This is a genomic window from Teredinibacter franksiae (assembly GCF_014218805.1).
Lineage (GTDB): Bacteria > Pseudomonadota > Gammaproteobacteria > Pseudomonadales > Cellvibrionaceae > Teredinibacter > Teredinibacter franksiae.
The window spans coordinates 39,066-65,800 of the sequence record NZ_JACJUV010000003.1 but is presented as its reverse complement, the minus strand read 5'-3'; the positions used below and the strand labels follow the sequence as shown (position 1 = coordinate 65,800).

Sequence of the window (26,735 nt, the reverse complement as noted above, 5' to 3'; positions counted from 1 at the left end):
TGATGCCAGAACTAAAGCTCGGCGTGCAAAATGTTAACAAGTTCCTATTTTAGCGGTTAAACAGAATCATCTGTGTTTCAGTAGTAAAAAGTCTGACAGCAATTCTGTCAGACTTTTTACTTCATGGTTACGGGATTCTGGAGGTGCTAAAGGAACCCGTTGTATTGGCGTCTATTTAAACTAGACGCCTATCGGCAAATATCACCTGTAACCATTGGAACCTCTGCAGCTCCGGCCCCCTGGAATCCGAACGATATCGACTGGCCCGGAGCAATAGTGGCGTTCCAACCCATATCGCTTGCGCTGTAGGGGTTGCTACCTGATAAAACAGCATTCCATAGGTTGGTTACCTGGGTGTTTCCGCTGTAGCCCCAAGAAACTTCCCAGCCGTTAATCGCACTGGCGCTATCATTGGTTATGGTAATTGCGCCGGTAAAACCCGCCCCCCAGCTGTTGGATACGGAGTACACACAGCTTGCTCCGCTGTTTTCAGAGCTAGATGAGCTGCTTGAACTGGAAGAGCTAGAGCTACTGGAAGATGAGCTGCTTGAACTGGAAGAGCTAGAGCTACTAGAAGATGAGCTGCTGGAGCTGGAAGAGCTAGAGCTACTGGAAGATGAGCTGCTGGAACTGGAAGAGCTAGAGCTACTGGAAGATGAGCTGCTGGAGCTGGAAGAGCTAGAGCTACTGGAAGATGAGCTGCTGGAGCTGGAAGAGCTAGAGCTACTGGAAGATGTGCTGCTGGAACTGGAAGAGCTAGATATGAATTCACAAGAGCCCAAATTTGACCAAGTACCATCACTGCCAGGAACACTGTTAGTGTACCAGTTAGCTTGATACAGCGTGTTTTCATACACCATCTGGTCGCCGCCTTCAGCGTGGTTGTACGCACCGCCGGCCCAGTCTTTCGCTGTCCAGTTAGGGTACACATTTACGTCGACACACTCACCAATGCCAGTACTTGAGCTACTTGATGATGAGCTTGATGAGGATGAACTGCTACTGGAAGAGCTAGAGCTGCTTGAACTACTAGAGCTTAAACTACTAGAAGAACTGGAACTACTAGAAGAACTGGAACTACTGGAGCTACTGGAGGGTGAGCTGGATGATCCGCCGCTGGGTTCTTCGCCCCACAGCAACCCTTCTGGGCCGTAAAGGGGGATTTTGGGAGCATCTGCGCCATAGGTTGCATTCGCATCGCCATCGATATAGCTGGCATCGTAGGATGGATCGTTGCTGTCATCCCAATTGATGTCGCTGATGTTATCGGGAATAGCCACGCGGAATTGAATCTCTCGGCGGTGTTCGGACTGGCCGCCAGGGAAGATGATATCGTTATAAAAGGGAATTTCCACATAGTAGATATCGCCCTGCCATTGCCGCAGCTCTGAAAGCCCTGAAGCTTGGCTATAACCAGAGCTAACGCTAAGAATGTCCGTGTCATACCCGGCTTCAAACACCTCACTTAAATCATAAAAATAGCGCATGTATAAGTCGTCGCGCCCCTGTGCGGGCGTGGTGCTGTGATTTTGGATTACGGCCTTAATTTCCACATACTTACTGCTGGAGGAATTAACCTTTGCGCCAACAAGATATTCAACAGTTTCAGGCTCCGCTGGAGGGAAGTTTGACAAAGGTTCTCCGCCGTAAAGCCCGTAAAGGGCGGCTACCGCGCTGGTGAAACCGGAGTTGTAGTCGGTAGCTACTTCGTTTTGCACATAATCGGTTCGGTCTTCTATATAACCGCTATCGGCATTAGGACCGCCAACCACTGCACCGTAGAGGATATGTCGCTGTTGCTCCGGTACAGACATGCTGTCACCCCATGAGCCGTGCGATCCGCGGTGGTGAACGTTAACAGGGGAGTTTGTGCCGAAACCCACCATATAGCTTTGGTTGCTGGGGTTATCACCCAAAATGTGGTCGATTTGGTATTTGCCAAAGTCGTGATAACGACCGTACAAACTGTGGTTTTGACCCAATTGGTCGGCATAGTACAAAGCAAGGAATGCGGCATTCGCGGCGTAACGGTTTACGCCCCAAGTATCGACTACCATTAATCCTGCTGGGGTTCTGTTGCCGGAACCAACACTCCAGTGGTTTAAGTAGCGTTGAGCATCTGCGTGGTACACATCATCGCCTGCCAGAGCCGCCATCAGCACATACACCCCGTAGGCTTTATCGTTCCAGCCTTGCGACCAGGTATAAACAGGTGTGCTGGACTGGTTTTCAACGCCCATTTGGGCGTAGAAGCCCTTGGCCTTGTCGAGGTAGCTTTCGTCACCGGTTGCACGCCACAGCCAAAGTGCGCCCCAAGCCATTTCATCCCAATACAGGCCACTGCTGGAATTGTAAAAGCTGCCAGCATCGGTAATACAATTGGAGTAAGCGTTGTCTTTGCCGTCGCTTCCCGTTGTAGCTTCTGCGAACGAGTAGAGTTCCTTTGCGTGAGAAATGAGTGTTGCCGCGTAGGCTGAATCGGCGCCCTGAAAAACCATTGATGAGGATGCCATCGCTGCGGCAGTTTCGGCCGCAAGGTCTGGCCCGGGGCAGTTCAGGTCAATTTTTAACGACGCGCGGGAATCCGGTATTTTGTGATGAACGACTTCTGCCGGCCCCCAAAAGGTGTGATCTGGACCGCCTAGGCCTACTTGGCCGTAGAGCTCGTTTGCGGAGGGGTGAGCATTAATAAAGTAGTCGTTCACAAAGCGAAGATTGTTGCGCAAGTGATCCATTTGCCCTGCGTCTTCATAAGCCTGCGCAAAGTCAACGCCGCCCCAAGCGACCATGGTAACGGTGGCGGCCATGGGGAAACCAAATTTAACGTGATCGCCAGCATCAAACCAGCCACCACGTAAATTCAGCCCTGCATCTGCTCCATCATCAGGCATAGAGTCGCTGCGCCAAGCTACCCGGTTCCATTCCGGCAGAGGCCCTGCTTGTTGCGCCTCATAAAAGTAGAGTGATTTTTGCAGCGCTTCGCCGTAGGCAATGTTCTGGCCATGGGCTTGTACGCCAACTATTGCCATGGCGGCAACACTAGCCGTTAGTACAATTTTTTTTAGCATGATAGCTTTCCATTTATTATTGGATTTAATTTTTGAGAGGTTACATAGACAAAGCACGGCTTCTGTGGTCTCGGATCACAGGAAATTGACAATGAATTGGTTTTGCCGACTTCACACAGTCCTGCCCACAAAGCTACTATTTCTTCTTATTTTTATGCGGTAACCATTTAAAACGTGCGCAGAAACCGAGACCGGACCTGTATCAAGAAATGGCGGTGTCCACTTCGAATTTCTGTTTTTTCATAACTTGTGAATGAAGTGGCGGTGAAAGTGATGTAATACTTTGGTTGGTATGATGAATAGCTGGGTTGGCGTAATGAATGGTTTCGCTGGTAAAAAAAGTGCTTTGCCAAGGCTGGAGGTTTCTAGCTTAAGAAAAGACTGTAAAAACAAAGTACTAGAGGCTTTTATGGGGTTTTTACAGAAGTGGCTGCTCAATTCTGACAGAAATTAAGGCGTTTGTAGGGTTTTTTTTGGATATAAAAAATGGGGGCCGTATAGGCCCCCAAAAAATCATGTTTGCGAAGACACCCCAATTCAGAGGAGATGTTTTCACAGGTGAAAGTATACCCCAGGGTGTGATCTGAATGGTGAAAAAAAGATGAATATTGTGCTAACGAAGGAGGAGGCGGTGAATTCCCCCAGTAAATGGCTTGATACTGGGGGCACATCAACAAAATAGGCGGGAGCTAAAGGGCGAGGGCTTCGGGTTTGTCTAGGTCGTTGATCACCAGCCAATTGCCACCACCTAATACCACTTTTTCGCTCCAGTGGGACAGGCGGTCTAGGTATTCCTGGGGGTTTTCATTGTCTGCACGCAATTTGGTAACGTTTAAGGCTTGAACGGTAAAACCGTCGAGCACCAAATCGAAATCCCGCACGAAGCCTTTTGGCAGTTCCTCCTTTAGATCAGAGTAAATCATGATGGTTTTATTGCCCACCTTGGCTTCGTTCAGGTACTCGATACCTTGCAGCAGGCCACCGGAAATATCGGTGTAGGAGCTACTTTTCACCGTGGTAACAAAGGCCTCTACCTGTGCCGCAAATTCGCGCTTTTGTTTGTTGGCAATGGAAGGCCTGGAATCCAGCACCACTTTGGCAACAATGTCTTTTTCGCTAAAACTGCCGCTGTCGATACGCGCTACCGCGAAGGTGTCTCCGGGTTCCATCATTGCTAGCATGTAGTTAATCAACTGCTGTGCTTTGGTCAGCTCTTTTGTATAGGTGCCAGAGGTGTCGAGCAATAAATATACGCCCTTAGCATAGCCCTCGGGCGGAGCATCGCTGCATCCGCCCATTAGGCTGATAATCGTCATCACGCAGGCAGTTAACAGGGTGTTTCTATAGTTTTTCATGGTCTTACTCCTTAATGGTCTGAGTGCGTGATAAATCAGTGGAGCCTGCGTATTTGTTGTCTTCATCTGTATTTTTCCGGCTTTTTCTTATTACCATCTCTACCCACAGTGGTGCGGCGATGAGTAGGTCGTAAAAGTTGATCACCACTTTGCTGAGCTGGCGAATAACACCGGCGAGCATGCGCAAAACTATTGCCACTGCACTCAGTAGTATTTCAATGAGGCTGCCAAACACACTGCGTCCCGTTTGCAGTAAATACTCCAGCGGTATGGCCACCATGGTGAGAGCCAGTGGCAAAATAAAGCCGAGAATCATGTTGGCTGCTAGTGGTATCCATTCGCTTATACCACCGGCTACCACGGTCGCTTCGGCTTCAGCGCCAGCCAGCGAGGCCCTTAGGTTGGCTAGATCTCCGGCGATCTGGTCGCGCATGAAGGCTAGCGCAGATTCTGTTGAAGCGAGCACTATTAGCACGGTTGCGGCCGATACCATAATCGTGCGGCGAATACGGTCATCCATTGAGCCAATGAGCGGAAACAGCTTGGTTATACGCAGGCTTTCCAGTAGAAAAATACCGGCACTAACCTCTAGGCTGATAATCACCAGTGCGGCCAGGTCGGCTACCTTTACGCCGCCAACGCGTTGAACCGAGCCAACCATTTCCGACATAGGAAGTGCAATGAGGTGGAAATTAAAGAAGGCTCCGCCTATAGCAATGGCTGTTACCAGCGCAGCGATTAAAAACTGCGTAATGGCTGAGGCCTTAAGCGCTCGTTCGGCTTTATCGGTGCCAGCAATAATGTCGTTAAAGCGTAACATTTGGCTGTCAATATTCTGGCTGCGGGTTATGATTTCTTTTAGCCTGTCTCCTACTTCATCTACGCTGTAGGCCAGCTTGCGCCAGAAGGGCGTGATGGTTTGTAAGATGCGATGACGTACGGCAGACTCCTTGCGATATGCCGCAAGGTTTTCTTTGTGCTGCTGTGTAGCCGAGGAATGCACCTGTGCCAGTATCTTGTCGCTGGCGGTGGTTGGGTTTTCGCCGTTCTTCATTTTGGCGATAGACTCTACGGCGTCAAGCCAGTCGGGTTCAGGTATGGGCACTTCGCGGCTACGCTCATAGTCATCCTGAATGCGCGTTACCTGCTCCTGCATTTGTCTTTGTAGCTGGGGGTAGCCGCCCAGGTCTCGCTGAACAAATTTACTGATTTCAAAAAACTCTTTTTCTAGTTCTCGTTCAGCCTGTTCACGCCCCTGCGCCAGCAGTACTTCGCGATTACGCTCTGCTATTAGTAGGCGTGTGCGCTGCAGAGCTTTAGCGGCTAAACGTAAACCTGCATGCAAGCCTTCAAACAGCGCTCGTATGGCCTTGTGGGCCGGCTCGCGGGCGAGATACAAGATTAAGGTGCCGCCTAAAAGCAGTACCAAAAAGGTGCCCCAGCTATTGAGGGCAAGTGAAGTATCTATAGCCATAATGAATCACCTTGTGGGTTTATGGATTAACTCGGGGCCTTTTTTGGCCTGTTGGAATTACTCTAACAAGGGCTATGGCGCGTAAGTGTGCACAGTTCACGCTTTCACGGTGATCAATTCTGCCCAAATGTGGCGAAATATGGCACGGGTAAGTAATTGATTTTAAAGGATTAAAAAGTGGTGAACTTTGTTTTGCTCCGCTGGGTCAAAGGAACTGGGAATTCGCATTGGGCCGGTGCTTAGGTTACATTTGCACTCTTTACTCAGAGTGCGATAACGAGTACCTTGTTCGCCCTGATTTCCTAGCACTGGAGCGTGCTGTGGGGCCGCAAATTACGACATTGTCGCCCGTAAAATTTCCCGCTCTCAAATCGTTTACCTATTTGGACTAATTCATCGAATGTTACGCAGTAAACTTTCTCTCCTTGCACTTACCTGCACCGTTATTTCCTTTATCTTTGTTCAAGGCTGTGGTGACGATACCGACCGCAAAAAAGGCGCCGTAACGGACTACAGTAATTACGTCGATTTACGCTTAACCACGCTGGAAGTGGATGTGGGTGAGTTGGAGCCAGCCTTCGACCCCGATTATGTCGGGCCATACACGCTTAACTTAGCAACCGACGTAGAGAGCATCAACATCACGGCTGCTACTAATGCAGAAGATGCGGTGCTGGAAATCTACAAACAAGAGTTTGAGGTTGACGAGAACGGCCTGCCTGTGAAGGACGAGGATGGCAATTATATCGTTGCGTATAATGGCGAGTTAAACCAGATTGAGCTGGGGGAAGTCGATACCAAAACCATTCGTGAGGGCGATAACGTGATTGCCCTGCGGGTGAGAACTCAACCTTTGAATCACTTGCTTACCTACACGATAAATGTTCATCGTGTGAATAGTAAGGCGATGTTGTTGGGGTTGGAGGTTTTTGATCCAGTAGCCGTAGATCTAGACCCTAAATTTGACCCGGCTGTTCCAAATATTCCCTATGTTGCTGAGGTCGCATATGAGACCTGCATGATACTCCTGAGGGGCCGCACTAACGACCGCTATGCAGGTTTAACGGTCAATGGGCTGGAAGCAGACCACCTAGAATTTATCCCGTACGATGTTGAGGAGGGAGATAATTCCTTCGCTTTGGTGGCAGAGGCTGCGTATGGGGGGGCAACCGAAAGCTATAGCCTGGTGGTAAAGCGAGCTACGGGTACTGAGGCGGAGTATACCGCAGACGCAACGCTAAACTCGATGATATTGACAGGTGTCGAATTTGCCCGTGACTTCGGTTGTTATATCAGCTCCTATGAAGGCGCTATTAATCGAGATGTTACGAGTATGCAGCTAACGGCTGTAACGACTATTGCCGGTGCATCTATTCGCTATGGTGAACCAGTCGTTGATGGAGACGGTGAGATAACCGGCTTAAAAGATGGCGCAATAACGGTAGAGAGTGGTACACCACTTGATATTAGCATAGAGGAAAATTTCATTGAGCGCGCAGTGGAGGTCACGGCTACCAACGGCACGGCCATAAAATATTATGTGTTTAATATTACCCGTAGGAGTACTAATTGGGTTGCTGTAGCAACAGCCGCTGAATTGCAATCGGCCCTTAAAAACGCTGAGCCTGGTGATGAGATTGTGCTCGCTAGTGGAGAATATACCGGCGAAGTGTCAGTGGAAGCGAGTGGTGATGCACAGGCCCACTTTTTCTCAGACCGAAGTGGCACGGCGGAGGACCCCATTATTCTCCGTAGTCGTTCTAGTTCTGTTTTTGCGCAGGTAACTGGCGCTGACCATACCGCTAACGATGCGCTTAAATTAAACGGCAATCATTGGCAGATTAAATATTTGCAAATTGGAGGTGCGCAAAACGGGTTGGTTTTAGACGCGGCCAGTAACAATACCATTGAAAACCTTTTAATTGATGGTGTCGGTGAGCGAGCCTTAATCGTGGCCAATGGCAGTTCGCATAATCAGGTTCGAGGCTCTTCGTTTGCCAATACCGGGTTGGCCCCGCGAGAGGGTCTTGAAACGCGTGGAGAAGCAATTGTTATTGGTTCTTCAGCCGATGATTGGGCTACAGCTCCAGACGGAACAATGGACGAAAAAGCCTATGATAATACTATTCGCAGTAATACCTTCGGCCCTAATATTGCAGCCGAAGCCATAGAAATACGCGAAGGTACTTTACGTACGCTTGTTCAGTATAATATTTTCGATACACAATCCACTGGCTCAAATGCCGAAGATGGTAGCTTGCTGGTTGTAAAAGGGAACGACGCTTCTGTCAGTTATAACAGCTTTATCAATAGTGAAGGTTCTGCTTTTAGTTCGCTTCTCAGCGCAAAAAACGTTTCTCGTGATTGGGTAACCGACAATTGGGGGGAGAATAATAACTTTTTCCAGAACATTTCAGATTTGGCCGAAGCCGATATTGCATTAGCGAACAGTAATGATGTGTCTGTGCTTAACGTGGCAGAAAACAGCCGTGAAGACGATGTAGAGGTGCGTTACGATGGTGCAGGCATAAATACCGATTATCAGGTGCCGGTTTATCAATTGCAGACCTCAACAGATGCACCCTTGTGCTTGCGTGAAGAGCGGCCGTACCTAACCCGAGAAGAAATTGATGCGCTTGGTGAAAACCGCCCATTTCTTCCCTTGGTTTTTATGGCGGATTGCGCACAGAGTAGCGATCAGTACTGGAAGTTGGTTAATGGTGGCGATGGCTACATAATGTTGGCGCCAGCCGATGATTTGGCTCGTGTGCTCGTACCGGCAACACCGAGGTTTGTCCTCAACCCCGCGGAGCCTCTCGTTACGCTAAATCCAGCGGAAGATTTTCCGCGTATCTTAAACTTTATGGACGGTTATATGCTACGTTGGTTGCCGGTTCATAACGGCGATGAAGTGGTATTTGCCAACCGCGGAGACTCGGCTTTCCGCTATGTTTTGACCGGTAACGACGAAATAGATGCAACGGCGATGATCGCGCTAAGCTTTGGCAGTGGTCTACAGCAATTCAAATTGATCGAACAATAAATAAGAAGGGCGGAATTTACCGCCCTTTTTTATATCTCCCTCAAGTACACCCAATTCCTGTTTACGTTATCGCATATCAGCAGTTTGGCATTGGCTGACATACATTGGCTGAGGTTTTGCGGATAGCTATTATCGTACCGTCGCTGAATGCTGTTGTTAGCTTTTTCTTTCTTTAAAAGCTCAAACATGGCATTAAACCGCGTAGAAAAATTTTGTTTTTGCACCTGAATTTCTTCGTACGTTGCTGCGTAGCGGGTGAAACTCATGGTGGAATCTCCTAGGCCAATACTCAACATTTTTTCGATGTACAACGGGTAAGTTTCGCTCAGGTAAACTAAATTGCTTGCGTTGCGATAGTGGGGCGATTGTCGATCGGCAAGTAATAGGCGATTCACCGGAGACAGTGCGTCGCCGGTGAGTTCACGGTTGGGGTGGTTGGTTTGCAGTCGATAACGGCCAAATGAGCACGTAATCGTTAACTGGTTAAGCTGGCAGCTGTTCAGCTCGGTTGCGCGGGTGTCTGTTTTGGGCTTTTGTGGTGGCGTTGGTGCTCGCTCTGTTTTGCTAGTCAGAGGCACTGGTGTGGGTTGGGTCGACCTGTTTTGACGGGGTGCAGTGGTGGCGGTGTCCATCGGTGATGGCGTAGTTTCGGGCAGTGGGATACCCGCTTGTTTTGCGTGTTTCTTGAGTAAAAGCCGTTGTATTTTTTCTGGATTTTTTCGGAAATCGCTAAACATTGGAAGGCTGGAGCCTTTTCCTTTGGCTTTTATTGCGCAGTAAGTTTGCTCTAGTTCGGTTTTGGCCATTTCACGGCAGGCTGCAGAGACGCTGGGCGACAATAGCAGGGTGGCGAGTAACAGCGAAACGCCTGTGAAATAGGGCTTTGAAAAAGTTCGCCTAAATTTATTGTTTGGAAAAATGTGCGTTGGCCTTGTCATAATCTTCCGGCGTATTGATGTTGAAGAACAGCAGTTCTTGCTTGCTGTGATGAGTTAGAGCATCGTGCTTGCTCAGCGTTACTTTTTCGGCACCCAGTATTTTGAGTGCCCCTTTGGCTGAACGCTGCCCTTCGGCCAGGTACCGTTCGATACTGGGTAAAGCTGAAATGTGCCACAGGCATGTTAAATAGTAGTCGCGCTCGTTCCAGCAGATAAAATGCGGTACACGCGATGGTGATGCACGTTGCAGTAGTTGCTCCACCAAATTGTCGGGTAGGAAAGGTGAGTCACCGGGTGTAGTGAGTAGCCACTCTCCGCCGTCTATTTGTTTTTTTAGCCAGTTTAGCCCAGCCACAACGCCCGCCATCGGCCCGTTCAGTTCGTTAAAATTATCTTTGACAAGTTGCAGCTCCGTTAAGCCTTCTGGCTTTGAGTTAAAGCTGAGCGCTATTTGCTTTACTTGGGGTTTTAGAGTGTTGCATATATGTTGAAGAATTGTTTGACTCCCAAGTGGCATAAAGATCTTTTGCCGGCCTTCCATTCGGCGGTTGGCGCCGCCAGCAAGAATAAAAGCGGAAACGGAGGGAGCGGTAAAATCTTTCAATGACATAGCAACGATGGCCCGGTAATATCGGCGGCTAAAATAAGCGTTAACAATCATACCTGATATATGAAACTTGAAGATATACGCCGAGAGTACCTCGCTGGTGGTTTACGGCGCGACAATTTATTGGGCGAACCTATTGCCCAATTTGAGTTATGGCTGAAGCAGGCGATTGAGGCGGGTATTCCCGACCCAACGGCATTTACCTTGGCAACGGTATCGGCCGAGGGTAAACCAAGCCAGAGAATTGTGCTGCTTAAGCACCTCGACGAGAAAGGCTTTGTATTTTTCACCAACTATGGCAGTAAGAAAGCCAGGGAAATGGAGGCTAATGGCAACGTTTGTCTACATTTTCCTTGGCACGGTATGGAGCGCCAAGTAGAGATTGAAGGGGCTGCGGAGCGTATTTCCACCGCTGAGTCGATTAAATATTTTTTAACACGTCCACGCGAGAGTCAGATTGGGGCTTGGGCTTCACATCAAAGTCATCAAATAAGTTCTCGCAAAGCGCTGTTAATGCAATTTGAATCGATGAAATCTAAATTTGGCCAAGGCGCAATTCCTTTGCCTGATTTCTGGGGTGGTTATAGAGTTAAGCCCGCCGTGTTCGAATTTTGGCAGGGCGGCGGTAGCCGACTGCATGATCGCTTTCAGTATGCCCGGCGAGATCAGCAGTGGGTCATTGAGCGCTTAGCGCCATAGTTATCAATAAGATGGCAGCGGTAACAAAGCTGGCATGAGCTATCGCCAGCCCAAAGGCACCACAGTATCGTTCATAGGTTTTCGGGTTCGAATTTCATGGCTTGTGAGGGCCCATCCGTATGATAAGTAAAAACAAAGGGTTTAGCCGCTTGGTGAAGGCGTCGATATATTCCTATAGGGGTTTTATCGCCGCTTTTAGAAATGAAGCAGCGTTTCGGCAGGAGCTTTTACTGGCGGTGGTACTGATTCCATTGGCCTTTTGGTTGGATGTAACGTCACTGGAACGCGTTGTCATGGTTACAGCCGTGGTGATGGTATTGATTGTAGAGTTGCTTAATAGCGCAATTGAGTCGGTTGTAGACAGGGTTGGTTATGAGCACCATGAGTTGGCGGGTAGAGCGAAAGATATAGCTTCCGCTGCGGTATTGTTGAGTGTTTGTTTATTAGTGTTTGTTTGGATTAGCGTTGTGTTTTTCTAAAAAAATACCCGGCTTGCGCCGGGTATAAAGAGTGATCGGATAAACACCGAACAACAAAGAACTAGATAAGTGCAGGAATTCCAGGTAGTTGTCCTACCGCGGCCAATGAGCCTATGCACACAATTACAGCGATAAGCGGTATTATCAGCTTGTCTTGCATTGAGAGTTTTTCGCCGCGCTCTTTGTCACCAATAAAGCCGAGATTATCTAGCAGCATCGTTAAGGCCCAGCCAAACACGGGGTTAACCAGTGCGCAGGAGAATATGCAAATGCCCGCGCTCTGAGAGTTTTTGGAGTCTTTTACCATTTGCATTCCTGCTTCAAGCAGAGGTAAGAACACACCCACAATCAGAGCAATACGAAGCACCGGTTCCCACATAGCTAAGTCCATTGGGAAACCTAGAATACCGGCTACTACACAAAGAATACCGGTTAACAGCGCACCGCCCGGAATAGGACGCTTAGCGATGGCCGCGGGGATCATGTACGTACCCCAAGAGGAGGCCAAATTACCACCACCTAGACCGGCACCCACAATCTGGCGCACAGAACATATAGCCATAGTGTCGTCAACATTCATCAGAACGCCTTTGGCCTTACTGGGGTAGTTGAGTTCTTGGAATACTCGGTGTCCGAGGAAATCGGGAGACCACATGGCAACCGCAAGGATGGCGAAAGGTGTTACCGCAATAAAGTGATTCAGGTTTGGCCAGCCCATTTGCCAACCGGTGTTTTCTCCCCACCAGTAGAAAGGGCTCATGTTTGGTAGGCCGGGCGCAGTCACAAATTCGAATGAAGCTCCCATGGCGTAGGCGACAACACCTGCTACGGCAGAGCATAAAGGAATGGCGAGCCAGCGCTTTTGAATGCGCGCAAGATAGGCATAAATCACAATGGTGACGAAAATAACCACAAACGCCATGCCCGCGATACCGGTGCCAGTAGACCAGCCTTTAAGCTTGGCAATCTGACCGATTAGCCCAACGGCACCCAAGTAAATTAAAAGCCCACCACGAACGCCTTCGCCGGTTAAATTTACCAGCTTGGAGCCGCCCTTGGATATACTGAGTAGCAAACCGAAAACGCCGACCATAATCCCCAGTGCTAGAGGGTGACCGCCCGCTGCGGCAATAAGGGGGATGAGCGGGATCATGGGCCCGTGAGTGCCCGCTAAGTTTGCCGTCGGGTTTAGTATTGCAGAGAATAAAACCACAAACAGCACGCCGGCTATAAGTAACTCGAAGCGTACATTTTCAGCAATAAACTCAGGCGACAACCCATATTGTGCAGCAAAGGCCGCAACCATGGCGGTAACCATAACCACCTTGCCAATGGTGGCCGCAAGCGCGGGAACCCAATCCTCAATTTCTATGCCGTAATCACGATACGGAAGGTGAATCCGCCAGCGGCGAAATTTCTTAATCGTTAACTCATGCTCCAGATATTCGGCACGGCTCGAAAAATGTTTGGCAGGCTTTCGTTTTTCGCTGTAACTCATTGCGTCTGGATCAAGCATAAAGATAACCTCTTGTGATACTCCAGAATGTTGCGAAATCCTCGAAAGGTATTTCACCCGTTGTTATGGGGTGGAAGGATAAATAAAAATAAGAAGGGGGATTTGCGCCAGATACAATTCAGGCGGACTAACCAACTGGCCTTACCAATTTAACGTGATTATTTGATCCATATCAGAAGGAGCAAATATAGATTTAGGGTTATAGAGGGTGGTTTCCGTAGGTTAAAATTGTGTTAGTTATAACTTACTAATTTGTAAGCGAAAAAAGCTAGTCGAGAAGGGTGTGGGGTATTACCCAGGTTGGGTTTTTACATTGGAATGGAGGGGAATGCCCGCTTATCTATCCTAATGCTCATGCGGAGTAAAAATTGTGCATAGAAATTGCGGCTTGGCTGACCAATTATAGTTCTCCGGGTTCACGTGCGGCGCACGAGTGTCCAGAATAATTCAGAATAATTTTAATCTCCCGCATTAATCCTATGGGCACCGCTATTTATACTGAGTGGGTTCAATAAAGGCTCATGTTCGACGTCAACTATCTTGGCTATGCCCGCGCGTATAAACATTTCGACGGGCAGTCCGCATCCGTAGAGGAGTAATTCAGCTCTAGTTTCTGAGATATTAGCTTCTATATTTAACTGCTACTTTAGTGTGGGTATCTGTCTGTAATGGAGGGTGAGTTACATGAGTAGCCCCGGATATTAAGAGGAAATGTCACGATAGGTGTCATCATGAAGTGTCAGGTGTAGATAAAAGGGTTTTGGTACTGTCTGGATAGAAGCGATTTATAGGAATTCATGTTTTATCATTACTTTCGTAAAATCTAATGTTGCTGGAGGCGTCACAAACAACATTGAAATGTGTAAAAAGTATGAAAGTTATACGAATTAATGCTTTATAATGAGCAAATGTGATGGTATTCACCATTGATATCGCGTTTTGATCCTTTATTTTTAATGCGTATGTGTTAAATTAGTTAACAGTAGCTTGAGTAATTCTCAACGTACACAAGGTTGTACCACTAGCTGTTGTTAACTGTGTTGTTAAGTGTGTTGTTAAGTGTGTTGTTAAGTGTGTTGTTAAGTGTGTTTTTTTGTTGTTATGTGAACTGAAGTTGTTATTCGCTTAGTTTTGATGTGTTTTATGTGTAACTAGTCCCAGCCCGCCTATGGCGGGCTTTTTTTTGCCTATAGCTTATAGAAAGTGCGAATGCAGCAGCACCTATGAGCGGGGGAGTGTCTACGGCTTATAGTGAAGGCTTGCTGGCGCACTCGCCGCGGGTTTCTAAAGTACAAGTGGGGCGCCTAGCGCTTGTCTTTATACTTTGCGTAGAGGCCTCTTAGTCGCGCCACAACAGCGCTTCCGCTATAGCGGAAGCGCTGTTGTGTATTTAATTTGCTTCAAAGCAAAAACAGAATTAACCGAAGCCACATTAGGAAGATGAACAAGTTTAGCTTTTAGTAATTGTTCGTAGTGATCCACGCTTGCCACTACGACTTTAAGTAGATAATCCTTCTCTCCGGTTATGGAGTAACATTCCACAACTTCATTAACGGTTTGAACAGAGCTTTCGAACGCCAGTAAAGATTCTTCGTCATGACTTTTAATGGTGATATAAGCATGTACTGCCACGCTTAAATTGAGCTGTTCGGCGTTTAACAATGTTACGCGTTGCTTGATATAGCCTTCTTCTTCTAGGCGTTTTACCCTGCGCCAGCAGGGCGTATGCGATAGACCAACGGCCTCACCCAAATCGGCCATGGATAATTCGGCGTTGTTCTGCAGGCAGCGTAAAATTTTAGTATCGTAGTTGTCTAGCGCCGTTACGCTCATGAAGAATACCTTGCTCAAATCAGTTTTGAATGGGTTAAAATTTACAGCCGCACGACTTTACACTTTGCGCGTGTCGTCCTCAATGCATCGAATTTGGAAATACTGCATGTTCAACACTCTACCTCAGTTGCCTCCCGATCCTATATTAGGTTTGATAGCTCAGTTTAAAAGCGACCCTAGGTCCCACAAAATAGACCTTGGAGTAGGGGTTTATCGAGATGAGCAGGGGCAAACGCCTGTTCTTGACGCGGTGAAGCAGGCCGAGCAACGTTTACTTAACAACGAAACCTCGAAGGCCTATGTGGGCCCTTTGGGTAGTCTGCAGTTTAATGACCTGTTGGCAAAGCTTACGCTTGGGGAAACACATCCACAGCTGGAGAATGTGGCGCTGGTGCAAACACCGGGTGGTTGCGGGGCATTGCGCGTAGCGGCCGAGCTTATAGTGCGTACAAGCCCAAAAAGCCGCATCTGGGTAAGCGACCCAACCTGGGGCAATCATGTTCCGTTGCTCGGTGATGCGGGCGTTACGTTGGAAACTTACCCCTATTACGATTTTGCTACTCACAGTGTCCGTTTTGACGAGATGATCAGTGCTCTTAACGCCAATGCACGGGAGGGAGACTTTGTGCTTCTACATGGGTGCTGTCATAACCCCACTGGGGCTGACCTTACTCAGGGCCAGTGGCAAGCGGTAACCGATCTATGCGGCAAGAAAGGGTTAATTCCTTTTATTGATATGGCCTACCAAGGCTTTGGTTTCAGTTTGGAGGAGGATGCCTTTGGCATTCGCTTAATGTGCGATCAATTACCTGAGGTTTTGTTTGTCTTATCCTGCTCCAAAAATTTTGGCTTGTATCGTGAGCGGGTGGGGGCGGTAGCTGTTAAAAGTGATGCCAAAGCGTCAGTCAGCTCGCATATTGCCACAATTGTGCGGGGCATCTATTCCATGCCTCCATCACACGGGGCATCGGTGGTGGCCGAAATTCTTGCGGATAGCGTTTTGCGCAAATGTTGGGAAGCCGACGTAAGTGTGATGCGTACACGTATTCAGGTTATGCGCAAAAAACTGGTGGATACCGTTAATACGGCTGGCGCCGAAGGTCGTTTTAATCATATTGCGCGCCAACAGGGAATGTTTTCTTTCCTCGGTATATCGCCCGAGCAAGTCAATGCGTTGGCGGAAAATCACGCTGTATTTATGATAGGCAGCAGCCGCATAAGCCTTGCGGGGTTAAACGACACAAATTTACCTGTTTTTGCCCAAGCTTTACTCAAAATCTGATGCAGGGCTGATCAGTATCTATAATGGGAGAGTCGCCCTAACGATTTTTTGCTGGCGGCTTCTGTCCCAGGGTTCTTGGCAAAATTGATTTTTTAATGCGGGGTAACATGTCCAAAGTTGTAAAGATGCATGTGGGTGAGTTACGGGTGGGTATGTACGTCTCTGAGCTCGATAAAGACTGGCTCGATACACCCTTCATTATGCAAGGTTTTTTACTCGAAGAGCAGGACGACATAGACATTGTCTCGGAATATTGCGAGTACGTGTATGTTATGACCGATTATACCGAGAGTGCTCTCAGTTCCCTCAGCTCTAATGAAGGTACGGCAACTCAGGCCCGGCCCCGCAGTGATGTATTTGCGCCAGAAGTGTCTGTGCAGGAAGAGCATCGAAAAACCTATAAAACATTTCGTGCAGCACGCTCGCTGACCAAAACCCTACTCGACGATATTCGCCTGGGTGGCGCACTGGATGGTACAGCGGCACGCAGTATGGTTAATGACTGCGTGCAGTCGGTTATCCGTCATCCGGATGCACTGTTGTGGATGGCAAAAATTCGCGATGAACGAGAATACACCGCAGAGCACTGCCTGAATGTGTGTATTCTTGCGATTGCTTTTGGTCGTCAATTGGGAATAGATGAAGACGAACTGCATAATTTGGGCATGTGCGGCCTGCTGCACGATGTGGGTAAAATGCGTGTGCCACAAGAAATTGTAGATAAACCCGCTAGCCTCACACCAAAAGAAATGCGTTTAATGAAAGCGCATACCGTTCACGGACGAAATCTTTTATTGGCAAGCAGTAATATTTATACGGGTGCTATTGATGTGGCGTATAGCCACCATGAGAAAATCGATGGTACTGGCTACCCGCGTAAATTGCCGGGCCACGGTATTTCGCGTTATTCCCGTATTATTGCCATAGTGGATGCCTACGATGCGATGACAGCCGACCGTTGCTATTCACGGGCAAAAACCTCCACCGAAGCGTTAAAGATTATTTATACCGAAAAAGGTAAACACTTTGACGAGCAGCTAGCGATTAAATTTATCGAAACTATTGGCTTGTATCCTGCGGGTGCCATTGTGGAATTATACAGTGGTGAAGTGGGTATCGTTATGGAATCAAACCCTCGGCTACGACATTTGCCTCGGGTTATTTTGTTGTTGAATGAAAATAAACGGCAGTGTGAAAAAGAACAGGTAAAAGACTTGGCGCATATAGAAACCGGCGAATTGCCAAGAAAATACTTGATTAAACAAGTATGGCGTGATGGTAGTTTTGGCCTTCGCCTACGTGAATATCAGAAGAAAGGTTTGGTTATTCGTCATTAGCTATTTTTGCCTTTAGGCACTTGTACGCACGTTGGCCGTTAATGGATCGCGACATTCTATTTGTCCTCTAATCGATAAACCTCTGATCTACATTCATTGCATTTTCGCCATTAATCGGCAAAATGGTGATTCAATTTTGCAGTGAGTAAACCCGCTTTGAAAACAAATCTTATTACCCGTGAAGGTTTTCGCCAGCTCGAAGAAGAGCTGGATACCCTTTGGCGTACGGAGCGGCCAGAAGTTACCCAAAAAGTCGCTTGGGCGGCATCCTTGGGTGATCGCAGTGAAAACGCCGATTATCAGTACAATAAAAAACGGCTAAGAGAAATAGACCGACGTGTTCGTTTTTTGCGTAAGCGGTTAAAAGACTTAACCATCGTCGACTATTCGCCGCAGCAGAGCGGAAAAGTTTTTTTTGGTGCCTGGGTAAACGTGGAAAACGACGAAGGCGAAAAACTGAGCTTTCGTATTGTGGGGCCAGATGAAATTTATGGCCGTAACGATTACATTTCTATAGATTCACCTATGGCGAGAGCGCTGCTAAAAAAAGCGGTGGATGACGAGGCTGTGGTTAAAACGCCCACTGGCCTCGTTAATTGGTATGTGCTGAGTATTCAATATGCTACAGGTTAAATACCTGTTGATAAAAGCGCAGCTCTTCGTTGAGCATGGTATTTATATTGTGAGCATTTCTAAACCCATGGCCTTCATCCTCAAAGGTAACGTAATTTACCTTTAAGCCTTTCGCCTTTACGGCCTTTACCATGGCTTCAGCTTGGTTGGGCGGAACAACCTTGTCTTCCAGCCCCTGAAATACCAGTAGTGGGCAATTAATGTTGTTTACAAAATGAATAGGAGAGCGTTGCCGGTAACGTTCACGTTGGTGGTTGTAGTCGCCGACAAGCTTGTCTAGGTACCGCGCCTCAAATTTGTGGGTGTCGCACACAAGGGTTTCTAGGTTGCCAATACCGTAAAGGCTCACTCCAGCACTAAAAGTGCTACTGAAGGTTAAGGCCGCAAGCACCGTGTAGCCACCGGCGCTGCTGCCCTTAATGATCAGTTTGTCAGCCGCTGCCCAACCTTGCTCTACAGCGTAATTTGCTGCCGCACATACATCCTCTACATCGTAAATGCCCCAGTTGTTATGTAGGTCGTGGCGGAATGTTCTGCCAAACCCTGTGCTACCGCGATAATTTACATCCATTACCGCAAAGCCTCGATTCGTCCAATATTGGATTTTTAAATTCAGTGCGTTTTCGGTGGCGCCGGTTGGGCCACCGTGGCAAATAACGATAAGGGGTGGTTTTCCCTCTGTGCAAAAATAGTGGGCGTTAGCTGGGGGGTAGTAAAAACCATAGGCGGTCTGGGTTGCACTTTTCCCCGTAGAGAATTGTACGGCCTTCGGTATTGAGCATTCGGCGGGAGCCACCAACTCTTCATTTTGGATAATCGCATTGGTTGTGCCATCGCAATAATGGTATACATTGGCCGCAAATGTTGGCCCCGCTGCAATAAATACAGCATTGTTTTCGCTGCACTCTATACCGTGAATAACGGTGAGGTTTAAATGGGCTGCGTTAATCTTTTTAAGTGAGTACGGTGAAGAGCGGGTATCGATAGTGGCTAGTTGCCAAGCGCCGTTTTGTGTGTAGGTTGCGAGAATAGAGTGCTCGTTTAGAAATGCGTAGGTAGACATATTGAATGTCCACTGGGGCGTCGCGAACTCTGCGTTAAGGTGGGTTATGCGTTCAGCAGTAAATACTCCCTCGCAAAAATTTTCTTTCGTAATGCGATAGAGGTTCCACCAATTGTTACGGTCTGATACAAAAATCAAATCACCGGTAGGTGAAAAGCGCGGTTGAAAAATACTCTCGTTGCCGGTATCACCGGCAACACATACTGCACTGGCTTGAACAAAGTGCCCCTCGTCGTTTCGGTGGCACAGCCAAAGCTGGGTTGAGTCCCAGGGCATATTGGGGTGATTCCAGCTTAACCAACATAACGTGTTGCCACAGGGAGAAAGTGTGGGGTTGGAGTAGAAATTGTTGCCCTCGGCAATAACGTCAATGGTACCGCTACCGTTGGTATGGATAGCGACTAGGCGAGTCTCGGGCTCTTGCTTACGGTCATGGAAATGCTGCTCGCATACCGCCAGTAGCTTGGCACCACTTTCGTCTAGGCTTAGGTCGGCGAACCGCAACTGGCTATCGCTATCGTTTGAAAAAGCTGTATTGTTTGATGACAGCACTTCTGGCTGAAAATCCGAACGCGTGACATCTGCGCAGTAAACCTGCTGGTCGTCGGCGAGTACAAAATAGAGCATGTTGCCGTCTACACAGTAACTACCGCCGCCGTATTCGTGTACTTTGGATTTAGCGCTAAGTGGTCGAGGAAGTATGCAACGAGCTTCGCCGCTGTGATTATTTACCAGCGGTTTCATCATTACCGCAACCCTGCCTTTTTCTTCCGGCAGGGTTTGTAGCCAAAATAACCGGTTGTTATCAATGCAGGGTTCAGCTAGTTTTGGCGTTTTTCCGGCAACCCGTTCGGCGGTTATATTTGAAGGCCAGCTGCCAAAAGGCAGAGAAATTTTGCTTTTATCGTTCATAATTTGTTTGAATTAAGGGTTGTGACCACACAAAAGAGCGAACTTTTTCATTATGGCCGAAATTTTTCAAGCGCTGCGAAGCTGCGCACCGCAACTACGTGAGGCGAATCAGGTGTTGGTTGGCTTTAGTGGCGGCTTGGATTCTACCGTGCTACTGCACCAATTGGCGCAACTTCAGTTACCTAAGCTTACGGCTGTTCATATAGATCACCAGCTTTCTGCTGAGGCAAAAACCTGGGGCGAACACTGCCGCCAGGTTAGTGCTGCCCTTGGTGTTGCCTATAAACAAATTGCCGTGGAGCTAAGTCGGGAAGGACGCGGCTTAGAGGCTGCTGCCCGAGATGCTCGTTATTGCGCGTTTGCAAGCATAATGCACAAAGGTGACGTTCTGCTAACGGCCCATCATGCTGGGGACCAGGCTGAAACGCTATTGTTTAGGCTTGTGCGTGGCGCAGGCTTAAAAGGTTTGGCTGGTGTACCCAAGCAACGCAATCTTTGCGTTGGGGGTGGAGCCACGGCGCAATTGTTACGGCCATTGTTGGGTTATACCCGTGAAGAGCTGCGTAATTATGCCCAAAGTTGCAGGCTTAGCTGGGTTGAAGACGAGAGCAACCAACAAACGGATTATGATCGAAACTACTTACGTAACGATGTTATGCCGTTGTTGCAGAGCCGTTGGCCGCAGGCGCAGCGCCAACTGGCAAAGGCTGCCGGGTTGTTAGCTGAGAATCAGTCGTTGTTGGATGAATATGCCGCAGAGGACTACGCCAATGCTAGCCCGCGCCGCGAACGTGTGGGAGAAAGTCTGTGTTTACATCAGTTGGAATCATATTCAGCAAGCCGGCAAAAGCATTTGCTGCGTTATTGGGTGGGGCTTCGCTACCACTTACTGCCTAGCCAGCAGCACCTGCTAGAGATAGAAAAGTTATTGGCAGCCGCAGACGATGCAGCGCCTGAAGTGTGCTGGGGAGAGTGCAGTGTACGCCGCTTTAAGCAGCGGCTGTACTTGTTACCGCGGTTGGTTACCCATAATGCACAGCCATTGCCCTGGTGCTCGCAAGCGCCTTTGACGCTGGGGCAGGGGTTCACACTAACCGCACAGTCAGCCGAAACGGGCTTGGCGGCTGGTGACTATACTGTGCGTTACCGCCGTGGTGGCGAGCGTTGCCGCCCCGAAAATCGTGCAAAATCACAAATGTTAAAAAAGCTACTGCTGGAATATAAGCTAGAGCCGTGGCTGCGCGACCGTATACCCCTTATATACTGTGGCGAGGAGCTGGTTGCCGTGGGTGATTTATGGATCTGTGCTAGCCAGGTTCAAGAAGGCGGCATTCGGCTAAACTGGTTATGGCAGGGGTGCTAAAGCGCCATTTTCGGATTGAGTCAGCGTCGGCTTTCTGGTACTCTGGCGTCCCATCTCAGGGGCAGTCTATGCTTACGGAAATGCGAACAGATTTAGAGCCAATTTCGGTATAAAGCCTTCACTTTCGCCCCCTCAGTAACTCCAGTTTTCAACTATTCAGGTAAAAGCGTATTCGCTATCGCTTACAACCTGCATAAGCATTTAAACAATCTGGTATAGGGTTTCGATGACTCAATATATATTTGTGACCGGCGGCGTTGTGTCGTCACTGGGAAAGGGTATCGCTTCGGCATCCCTGGCGGCAGTTTTGGAGGCTCGCGGCCTCAAAGTTACCATTCTTAAGCTCGACCCCTACATTAATGTAGACCCTGGCACCATGAGCCCCTTCCAGCACGGAGAGGTCTTCGTCACCGAAGACGGCGCCGAAACGGATTTGGACCTGGGCCATTACGAACGTTTTATTCGCACTAAAATGACCAAGCGTAACAACTTTACCACCGGTCGTGTATACGAAACCGTACTGCGTAAAGAACGCCGTGGCGACTATTTGGGCGGTACCGTGCAGGTTATTCCCCATATTACCGACGAAATTAAGCGCCGTATTCTTAGCGGTGGTGATGGTTACGATATTGCCCTTGTCGAAATTGGTGGCACCGTGGGGGATATTGAATCCCAGCCGTTTTTGGAAGCTGTTCGCCAGCTTAAAGTGGAAATGGGTAACCAGCGCGCACTGCTCATGCACCTTACCCTAGTGCCTTACATTGCCACCGCTGGCGAGACTAAAACCAAGCCCACCCAGCATTCGGTAAAAGAACTGCGCTCCATTGGCCTGCAGCCGGATATCCTGCTGTGTCGGTCTGAGCAGGAAATTGACATCGATTCACGCCGTAAAATCTCCCTGTTTACCAACGTGGAAGAGCGTGCGGTTGTGCCCTTGGCCGATGCCAAATCGATTTACGCTATTCCGCAAATACTCCGCAGTTTCAACCTAGACCAGATTGTGCTCGATAAATTTGGCCTAGAAGCACCCGAAGCCGACTTGAAAGAGTGGGAGCACGTGGTGGAGCTAGAGCGCAATGCCACCAAAGAGGTGACTGTTGCCATGGTAGGCAAGTACATGGACTTACTTGACGCCTACAAGTCGCTGAACGAAGCCCTGAGCCATGCGGCACTGCACGACGGTGCCGATCTAAAAATTAATTATATAAACGCCGAAGATATAGAAGAGCAGGGCACCGGCATATTGGCCGATGCCGATGCTATTCTGGTGCCTGGCGGCTTTGGTGAGCGCGGTCTAGAAGGCAAACTAATGACCGTGCGCTATGCCCGTGAAAACAACATCCCATACCTCGGTATATGCCTCGGCATGCAGTGTGCGGTTATTGAGTTTGCGCGTAACGTGGTGCAACTAGACGAAGCCAACAGTACCGAATTCAACCCCAAAACCCCGCACCCTGTTATTGGTTTGATTACGGAGTGGATAACGGCCGAGGGCGATAAGGAAAAACGCGACGAAAGTTCCGATATGGGTGGCACCATGCGCCTTGGTAGTCAGGAGTGCCACCTGGAAAAAGGCTCCAAGTCGGCTAGCATCTATGGCAAGGAACTCATTGAAGAGCGCCATCGTCACCGCTATGAAGTCAATAACACCTATTTAGACCAGCTTAGGCAGGCCGGTTTACACATTGGCGGGTGGTCGGCAAATGACACTTTGGTCGAAGTTGTAGAGTTGCCAGATCACCCTTGGTTTGTTGCTTGTCAATTTCACCCGGAATTTACTTCAACACCAAGGGACGCGCACCCATTGTTCTTAAGTTACATCAAGGCCGCACTCGCTACCCGTGGGTAGAATCGCGCGCTAAAGGAGAAACACCGTTTGCAACACAAAGTTATTAAGGTTGGCAGCCTAGAAGTTGCCAACGATAGGCCCTTTACCTTATTTGGTGGCATGAATGTGCTGGAATCGAAAGATCTGGCTCTGCAAATTGCCGAAAAATACGTAAAGGTGACGGAAAAGCTGGGTATACCCTACGTATTTAAAGCCTCATTCGACAAAGCCAACCGTTCTTCCATTAGCTCCTACCGTGGGCCGGGAATGGACGAAGGGCTGCGTATATTCGAGGCGATAAAAGCGGAGTTTAATATCCCGGTCATTACCGATGTGCATGAACCCCATCAGGCGGCACCGGTTGCGGAAGTGGCAGATGTCATTCAGTTACCGGCCTTTTTGGCTCGTCAAACAGACTTGGTAGAGGCCATGGCAAAAACCAAAGCAGTTATTAACGTTAAAAAACCGCAGTTTTTAAGCCCCGGCCAAATGAAAAATATCATTGAGAAATTTGCAGAGGGAGGCAATGAAAACCTTATTCTCTGCGAGCGGGGAACCTGTATGGGCTACGACAATTTAGTTGTCGACATGCTGGGTTTCCGCACTATGAAGGAAGTGAGTAACGGCCTGCCCGTTATCTTTGATGTCACTCACGCCCTTCAGTTTCGCGACCCGTTGGGTGCTGCATCCGGCGGTCGTCGCAACCAAACGGCCGAGCTGGCGCGCTCCGGCATGGCCGTTGGGCTTGCAGGTTTGTTTTTGGAAGCCCACCCCAATCCAGCGCAGGCGAAATGTGATGGCCCTAGTGCCCTCCCGCTAGATAAGCTGGAGCCCTTTCTTGGGCAAATAAAAGCAGTGGATAACTTAATAAAAGTTTTACCACCGTTGGAAATTATTTAATTAATTTAAAGTAGGGCGCCTTTAACAGCGGTTCCCACATTAGCTAAGTGTTAACTAAAAAGAGACAGTCACTATGAGCAAGATTGTAGACGTAGTTGGTTTTGAGGTAATGGATTCCCGCGGGAACCCAACCGTTATGGCGGAAGTGGTTCTGGAATCTGGAGCAGTAGGAAGCGCATGCGCGCCTTCTGGTGCATCCACCGGTTCCCGTGAAGCCCTAGAGCTGCGTGATGGCGACAAAAGCCGTTACCTGGGTAAAGGCGTACTGAAAGCCGTTGCCAACATTAACGAAACAATTAAGCCTCTGTTGGTGGGTAAAGATGCAGCAGCTCAGCGTGAGCTAGACGGCATAATGCTGGATGCAGACGGAACCGAAAACAAAGCCACCCTAGGTGCAAACGCCATTCTGGCTGTTTCCTTGGCTGCGGCAAAAGCAGCGGCTATCGACAAAGGTATTCCTTTGTACGCACACATCGCCGAAATTAACGGTACCCCGGGCAAATACTCCATGCCAGTGCCGATGATGAACATTGTTAACGGTGGCGAGCACGCCGACAACAACGTCGACATTCAAGAATTTATGGTCCAGCCTGTTTCTGCACCAAACTTCACCGAAGCACTGCGTATGGGCGCAGAAATATTCCACAGCCTGAAAAAAGTACTTTCGAACCGTGGTCTAAACACAGCCGTGGGCGACGAAGGTGGTTTTGCTCCAAACCTGCCGTCTAACGAAGCCGCGCTGGAAGCTATTGCAGAAGCCGTGGCCAACGCTGGCTACAAGCTGGGCGAAGACATTACCCTAGCCCTAGACTGCGCATCATCTGAATTTTACAAAGATGGCGTGTACGACATGAGCGGCGAAGGCAAGAAATTCACCGGTGCAGAGTATGCCGATTACCTGGCCGAACTTGCCGCCAAGTACCCCATTTTGTCTATTGAAGATGGTATGGACGAAAGCGATTGGGAAAGCTGGGATATCCTCACCAAGAAAATTGGCGACAAAGTACAGTTGGTGGGCGATGATCTGTTCGTAACCAACACCAAAATCCTAAAGCGTGGAATTGATGAAGGTATTGGTAACTCTATTCTTATTAAGTTCAACCAAATTGGTACCTTGAGTGAAACCCTGGATGCCATCAAAATGGCACAAGATGCAGGCTTCACTGCCGTTATCTCTCACCGTTCCGGCGAAACCGAAGACACCACCATTGCTGACCTGGCTGTAGCAACTGCCGCTGGCCAGATTAAAACCGGTTCCCTGTCTCGTTCTGATCGTATAGCCAAGTACAACCGTCTGCTACGTATTGAAGCAGAGCTGGGTGATAAAGCTCCTTACCGCGGGCGTGCGGAATTTAAATAAGCGGCTAACGTATTAGCCGTTGTTTTCAAAAAGCCGGCAATTGCCGGCTTTTTTTGTGTCAGAAAATTATCTTTAAATAGTGGATGATGTATTAAAGTGCGTGCAAATTCGATTTTCGCCGGTGCTAAAATCTGGAGCTTTAATCAGATGGGGGTGATGGTTGGTTTGTGGGTGATGGTTAATATCAACGAAATTGTGCGCTTGGCAGGAGTTTAGAAGTGCTTACATCTCATCAGTTCAAGAAAAAGCCCCAGGTTGGAAGCCGGTTTTTTTAAGTGAAGGATATGGGCCAACGAAGTCTGTAAATGTACTACTTTCCAAACTGCCAAAAGAGAAGTGCCATCGTGTGGGGAAAACGGATAGTGAGGCAGAGCACCGTGAAAGTCTATTCATGGAAGCATTGAGGTCTTAAGTTGACGGCTAACAAGGGCCAGCACAAAAAGATACCGTGAATCGTGGACTCGCAACAGGTTGTTCCCCCATGTGACAGGTATTAAGGTGTAATTACTGGTTTTGGGCTGGGTTATTTATGCCGGGTTAGGTTCCATTCCCTATGTGCAGCATGTTTGGGCAGGCTGAGTAGAAGAGCGATCTAACCAGTAGGTGGTTATGCGCTTAACGATAACCATATTGCACCGCTATAAGTATTGAGAATTGGTGTCGGCTGTCGAATCTTATTTTATCAGCCATATACCCGCGTACGGGGTACGAGTGAGACAAGGCAGCAGCATGGCTATAAAGCAAAAGTAGTTGCGATGACAGGTTTTAAGGTGGGTGACGCCGATAGTGTTGAATATCCATTTTTTATTTGCGTGTACTGCCATAATCTGAAATCCATGGCGTGGCATTCATTTTTTGCCGTTATTCCACTAAAGTATACCTTTCAATTATTTAGTTCGGATGCCAAAATTCGCTAGCTGGCGTTTTAGATTTGGGGACAGCCCACGGTACAAATTTAGTATTGGGTTTTTCAAATTTGTGTGATCGCTTTGCTCAATTGATGCGTATAACCTCCGTTTTTGCTCTAATACACATGAAATCATGA

19 protein-coding genes are annotated in these 26,735 nt (G+C 48.4%); 11 read left to right on the top strand and 8 right to left on the bottom strand.

All coding sequences use genetic code 11. From position 1 onward, the window contains the following. Positions 1-188: 188 nt before the first annotated feature. From H5336_RS18605 to H5336_RS18595, 3 genes are all read right to left on the bottom strand, one after another. Positions 189-3,068 (bottom strand): glycoside hydrolase family 9 protein, encoded by a 2,880-nt coding sequence (locus H5336_RS18605; RefSeq protein ID WP_185235974.1) that lies wholly within the window; start codon positions 3,066-3,068, stop codon positions 189-191. 689 nt (positions 3,069-3,757) lie between these two features. Further along, positions 3,758-4,384 carry a VWA domain-containing protein gene (locus H5336_RS18600; protein WP_376766557.1) on the bottom strand — a complete coding sequence of 209 codons (627 nt, stop codon included), beginning with the start codon at positions 4,382-4,384 and terminating at the stop codon, positions 3,758-3,760. Between the two features lie 43 nt (positions 4,385-4,427). Continuing rightward, positions 4,428-5,897: a hypothetical protein gene (locus H5336_RS18595; RefSeq protein ID WP_185235972.1), complete on the bottom strand. Its 1,470-nt coding sequence runs from the start codon at positions 5,895-5,897 to the stop codon at positions 4,428-4,430. A 400-nt stretch (positions 5,898-6,297) separates the two neighbouring features. Here H5336_RS18595 and H5336_RS18590 point away from each other — a divergent pair, with 400 nt between their 5' ends. After that, positions 6,298-8,940, top strand: coding sequence for a cadherin-like beta sandwich domain-containing protein (locus tag H5336_RS18590; protein ID WP_185235971.1), 2,643 nt, complete (start codon positions 6,298-6,300; stop codon positions 8,938-8,940). A 29-nt stretch (positions 8,941-8,969) separates the two neighbouring features. Here the strand turns inward: H5336_RS18590 and H5336_RS18585 are convergent, their stop codons facing one another. Both H5336_RS18585 and H5336_RS18580 read right to left on the bottom strand, forming a co-directional pair. Beyond that, positions 8,970-9,746, bottom strand: a complete 777-nt coding sequence (locus H5336_RS18585) for a hypothetical protein (protein WP_185235970.1) — start codon at positions 9,744-9,746, stop codon at positions 8,970-8,972. 97 nt (positions 9,747-9,843) lie between these two features. Further along, positions 9,844-10,488 (bottom strand): molybdenum cofactor guanylyltransferase, encoded by a 645-nt coding sequence (locus H5336_RS18580; protein WP_185235969.1) that lies wholly within the window; start codon positions 10,486-10,488, stop codon positions 9,844-9,846. Positions 10,489-10,548: 60 nt separating this feature from the next. Here H5336_RS18580 and pdxH point away from each other — a divergent pair, with 60 nt between their 5' ends. Both pdxH and H5336_RS18570 read left to right on the top strand, forming a co-directional pair. Then, positions 10,549-11,184, top strand: coding sequence for a pyridoxamine 5'-phosphate oxidase (gene pdxH / locus H5336_RS18575; protein ID WP_185235968.1), 636 nt, complete (start codon positions 10,549-10,551; stop codon positions 11,182-11,184). Positions 11,185-11,303: 119 nt separating this feature from the next. Beyond that, positions 11,304-11,663 carry a diacylglycerol kinase gene (locus tag H5336_RS18570; RefSeq protein WP_185235967.1) on the top strand — a complete coding sequence of 120 codons (360 nt, stop codon included), beginning with the start codon at positions 11,304-11,306 and terminating at the stop codon, positions 11,661-11,663. 61 nt (positions 11,664-11,724) lie between these two features. Here H5336_RS18570 and H5336_RS18565 read toward each other — a convergent pair whose 3' ends face one another. Beyond that, on the bottom strand, positions 11,725-13,179 hold the full coding sequence (locus tag H5336_RS18565; protein ID WP_185235966.1) for a DUF3360 family protein: 1,455 nt from the start codon (positions 13,177-13,179) through the stop codon (positions 11,725-11,727). Positions 13,180-14,544: 1,365 nt separating this feature from the next. Next, the gene (locus H5336_RS18560; protein ID WP_185235965.1) at positions 14,545-15,012 is read right to left on the bottom strand and encodes an Lrp/AsnC family transcriptional regulator; all 468 of its coding nucleotides are present in this window, start codon (positions 15,010-15,012) and stop codon (positions 14,545-14,547) included. 106 nt (positions 15,013-15,118) lie between these two features. Here H5336_RS18560 and H5336_RS18555 point away from each other — a divergent pair, with 106 nt between their 5' ends. The 3 genes from H5336_RS18555 (at position 15,119) to greB (ending at position 18,264) form a co-directional block, all read left to right on the top strand. Beyond that, on the top strand, positions 15,119-16,294 hold the full coding sequence (locus H5336_RS18555) for an amino acid aminotransferase (protein ID WP_185235964.1): 1,176 nt from the start codon (positions 15,119-15,121) through the stop codon (positions 16,292-16,294). 107 nt (positions 16,295-16,401) lie between these two features. Then, the gene (locus tag H5336_RS18550) at positions 16,402-17,631 is read left to right on the top strand and encodes a cyclic di-GMP phosphodiesterase (RefSeq protein ID WP_185235963.1); all 1,230 of its coding nucleotides are present in this window, start codon (positions 16,402-16,404) and stop codon (positions 17,629-17,631) included. Positions 17,632-17,787: 156 nt separating this feature from the next. Continuing rightward, positions 17,788-18,264 (top strand): transcription elongation factor GreB, encoded by a 477-nt coding sequence (gene greB, locus H5336_RS18545; protein WP_185235962.1) that lies wholly within the window; start codon positions 17,788-17,790, stop codon positions 18,262-18,264. Here the strand turns inward: greB and H5336_RS18540 are convergent. After that, positions 18,254-20,239 carry a S9 family peptidase gene (locus H5336_RS18540; RefSeq protein ID WP_185235961.1) on the bottom strand — a complete coding sequence of 662 codons (1,986 nt, stop codon included), beginning with the start codon at positions 20,237-20,239 and terminating at the stop codon, positions 18,254-18,256. The genes greB and H5336_RS18540 overlap by 11 nt on opposite strands. A 52-nt stretch (positions 20,240-20,291) precedes the next feature. Between H5336_RS18540 and tilS the strand changes: the two genes are divergently transcribed. The 5 genes from tilS (at position 20,292) to H5336_RS18515 (ending at position 26,607) form a co-directional block, all read left to right on the top strand. Beyond that, positions 20,292-21,602 (top strand): tRNA lysidine(34) synthetase TilS, encoded by a 1,311-nt coding sequence (tilS, locus tag H5336_RS18535; RefSeq protein ID WP_185235960.1) that lies wholly within the window; start codon positions 20,292-20,294, stop codon positions 21,600-21,602. 226 nt (positions 21,603-21,828) lie between these two features. Next, entirely contained in the window at positions 21,829-23,451 is a 1,623-nt protein-coding gene (pyrG, locus tag H5336_RS18530) for a CTP synthase (protein WP_185235959.1), read from the top strand. Between the two features lie 27 nt (positions 23,452-23,478). Further along, positions 23,479-24,330 carry a 3-deoxy-8-phosphooctulonate synthase gene (gene kdsA / locus H5336_RS18525; RefSeq protein ID WP_185235958.1) on the top strand — a complete coding sequence of 284 codons (852 nt, stop codon included), beginning with the start codon at positions 23,479-23,481 and terminating at the stop codon, positions 24,328-24,330. Between the two features lie 73 nt (positions 24,331-24,403). Continuing rightward, positions 24,404-25,690: a phosphopyruvate hydratase gene (eno, locus tag H5336_RS18520; protein ID WP_185235957.1), complete on the top strand. Its 1,287-nt coding sequence runs from the start codon at positions 24,404-24,406 to the stop codon at positions 25,688-25,690. A gap of 755 nt (positions 25,691-26,445) precedes the next feature. Beyond that, positions 26,446-26,607 (top strand): hypothetical protein, encoded by a 162-nt coding sequence (locus H5336_RS18515; RefSeq protein WP_185235956.1) that lies wholly within the window; start codon positions 26,446-26,448, stop codon positions 26,605-26,607. Positions 26,608-26,735 lie beyond the last annotated feature (128 nt).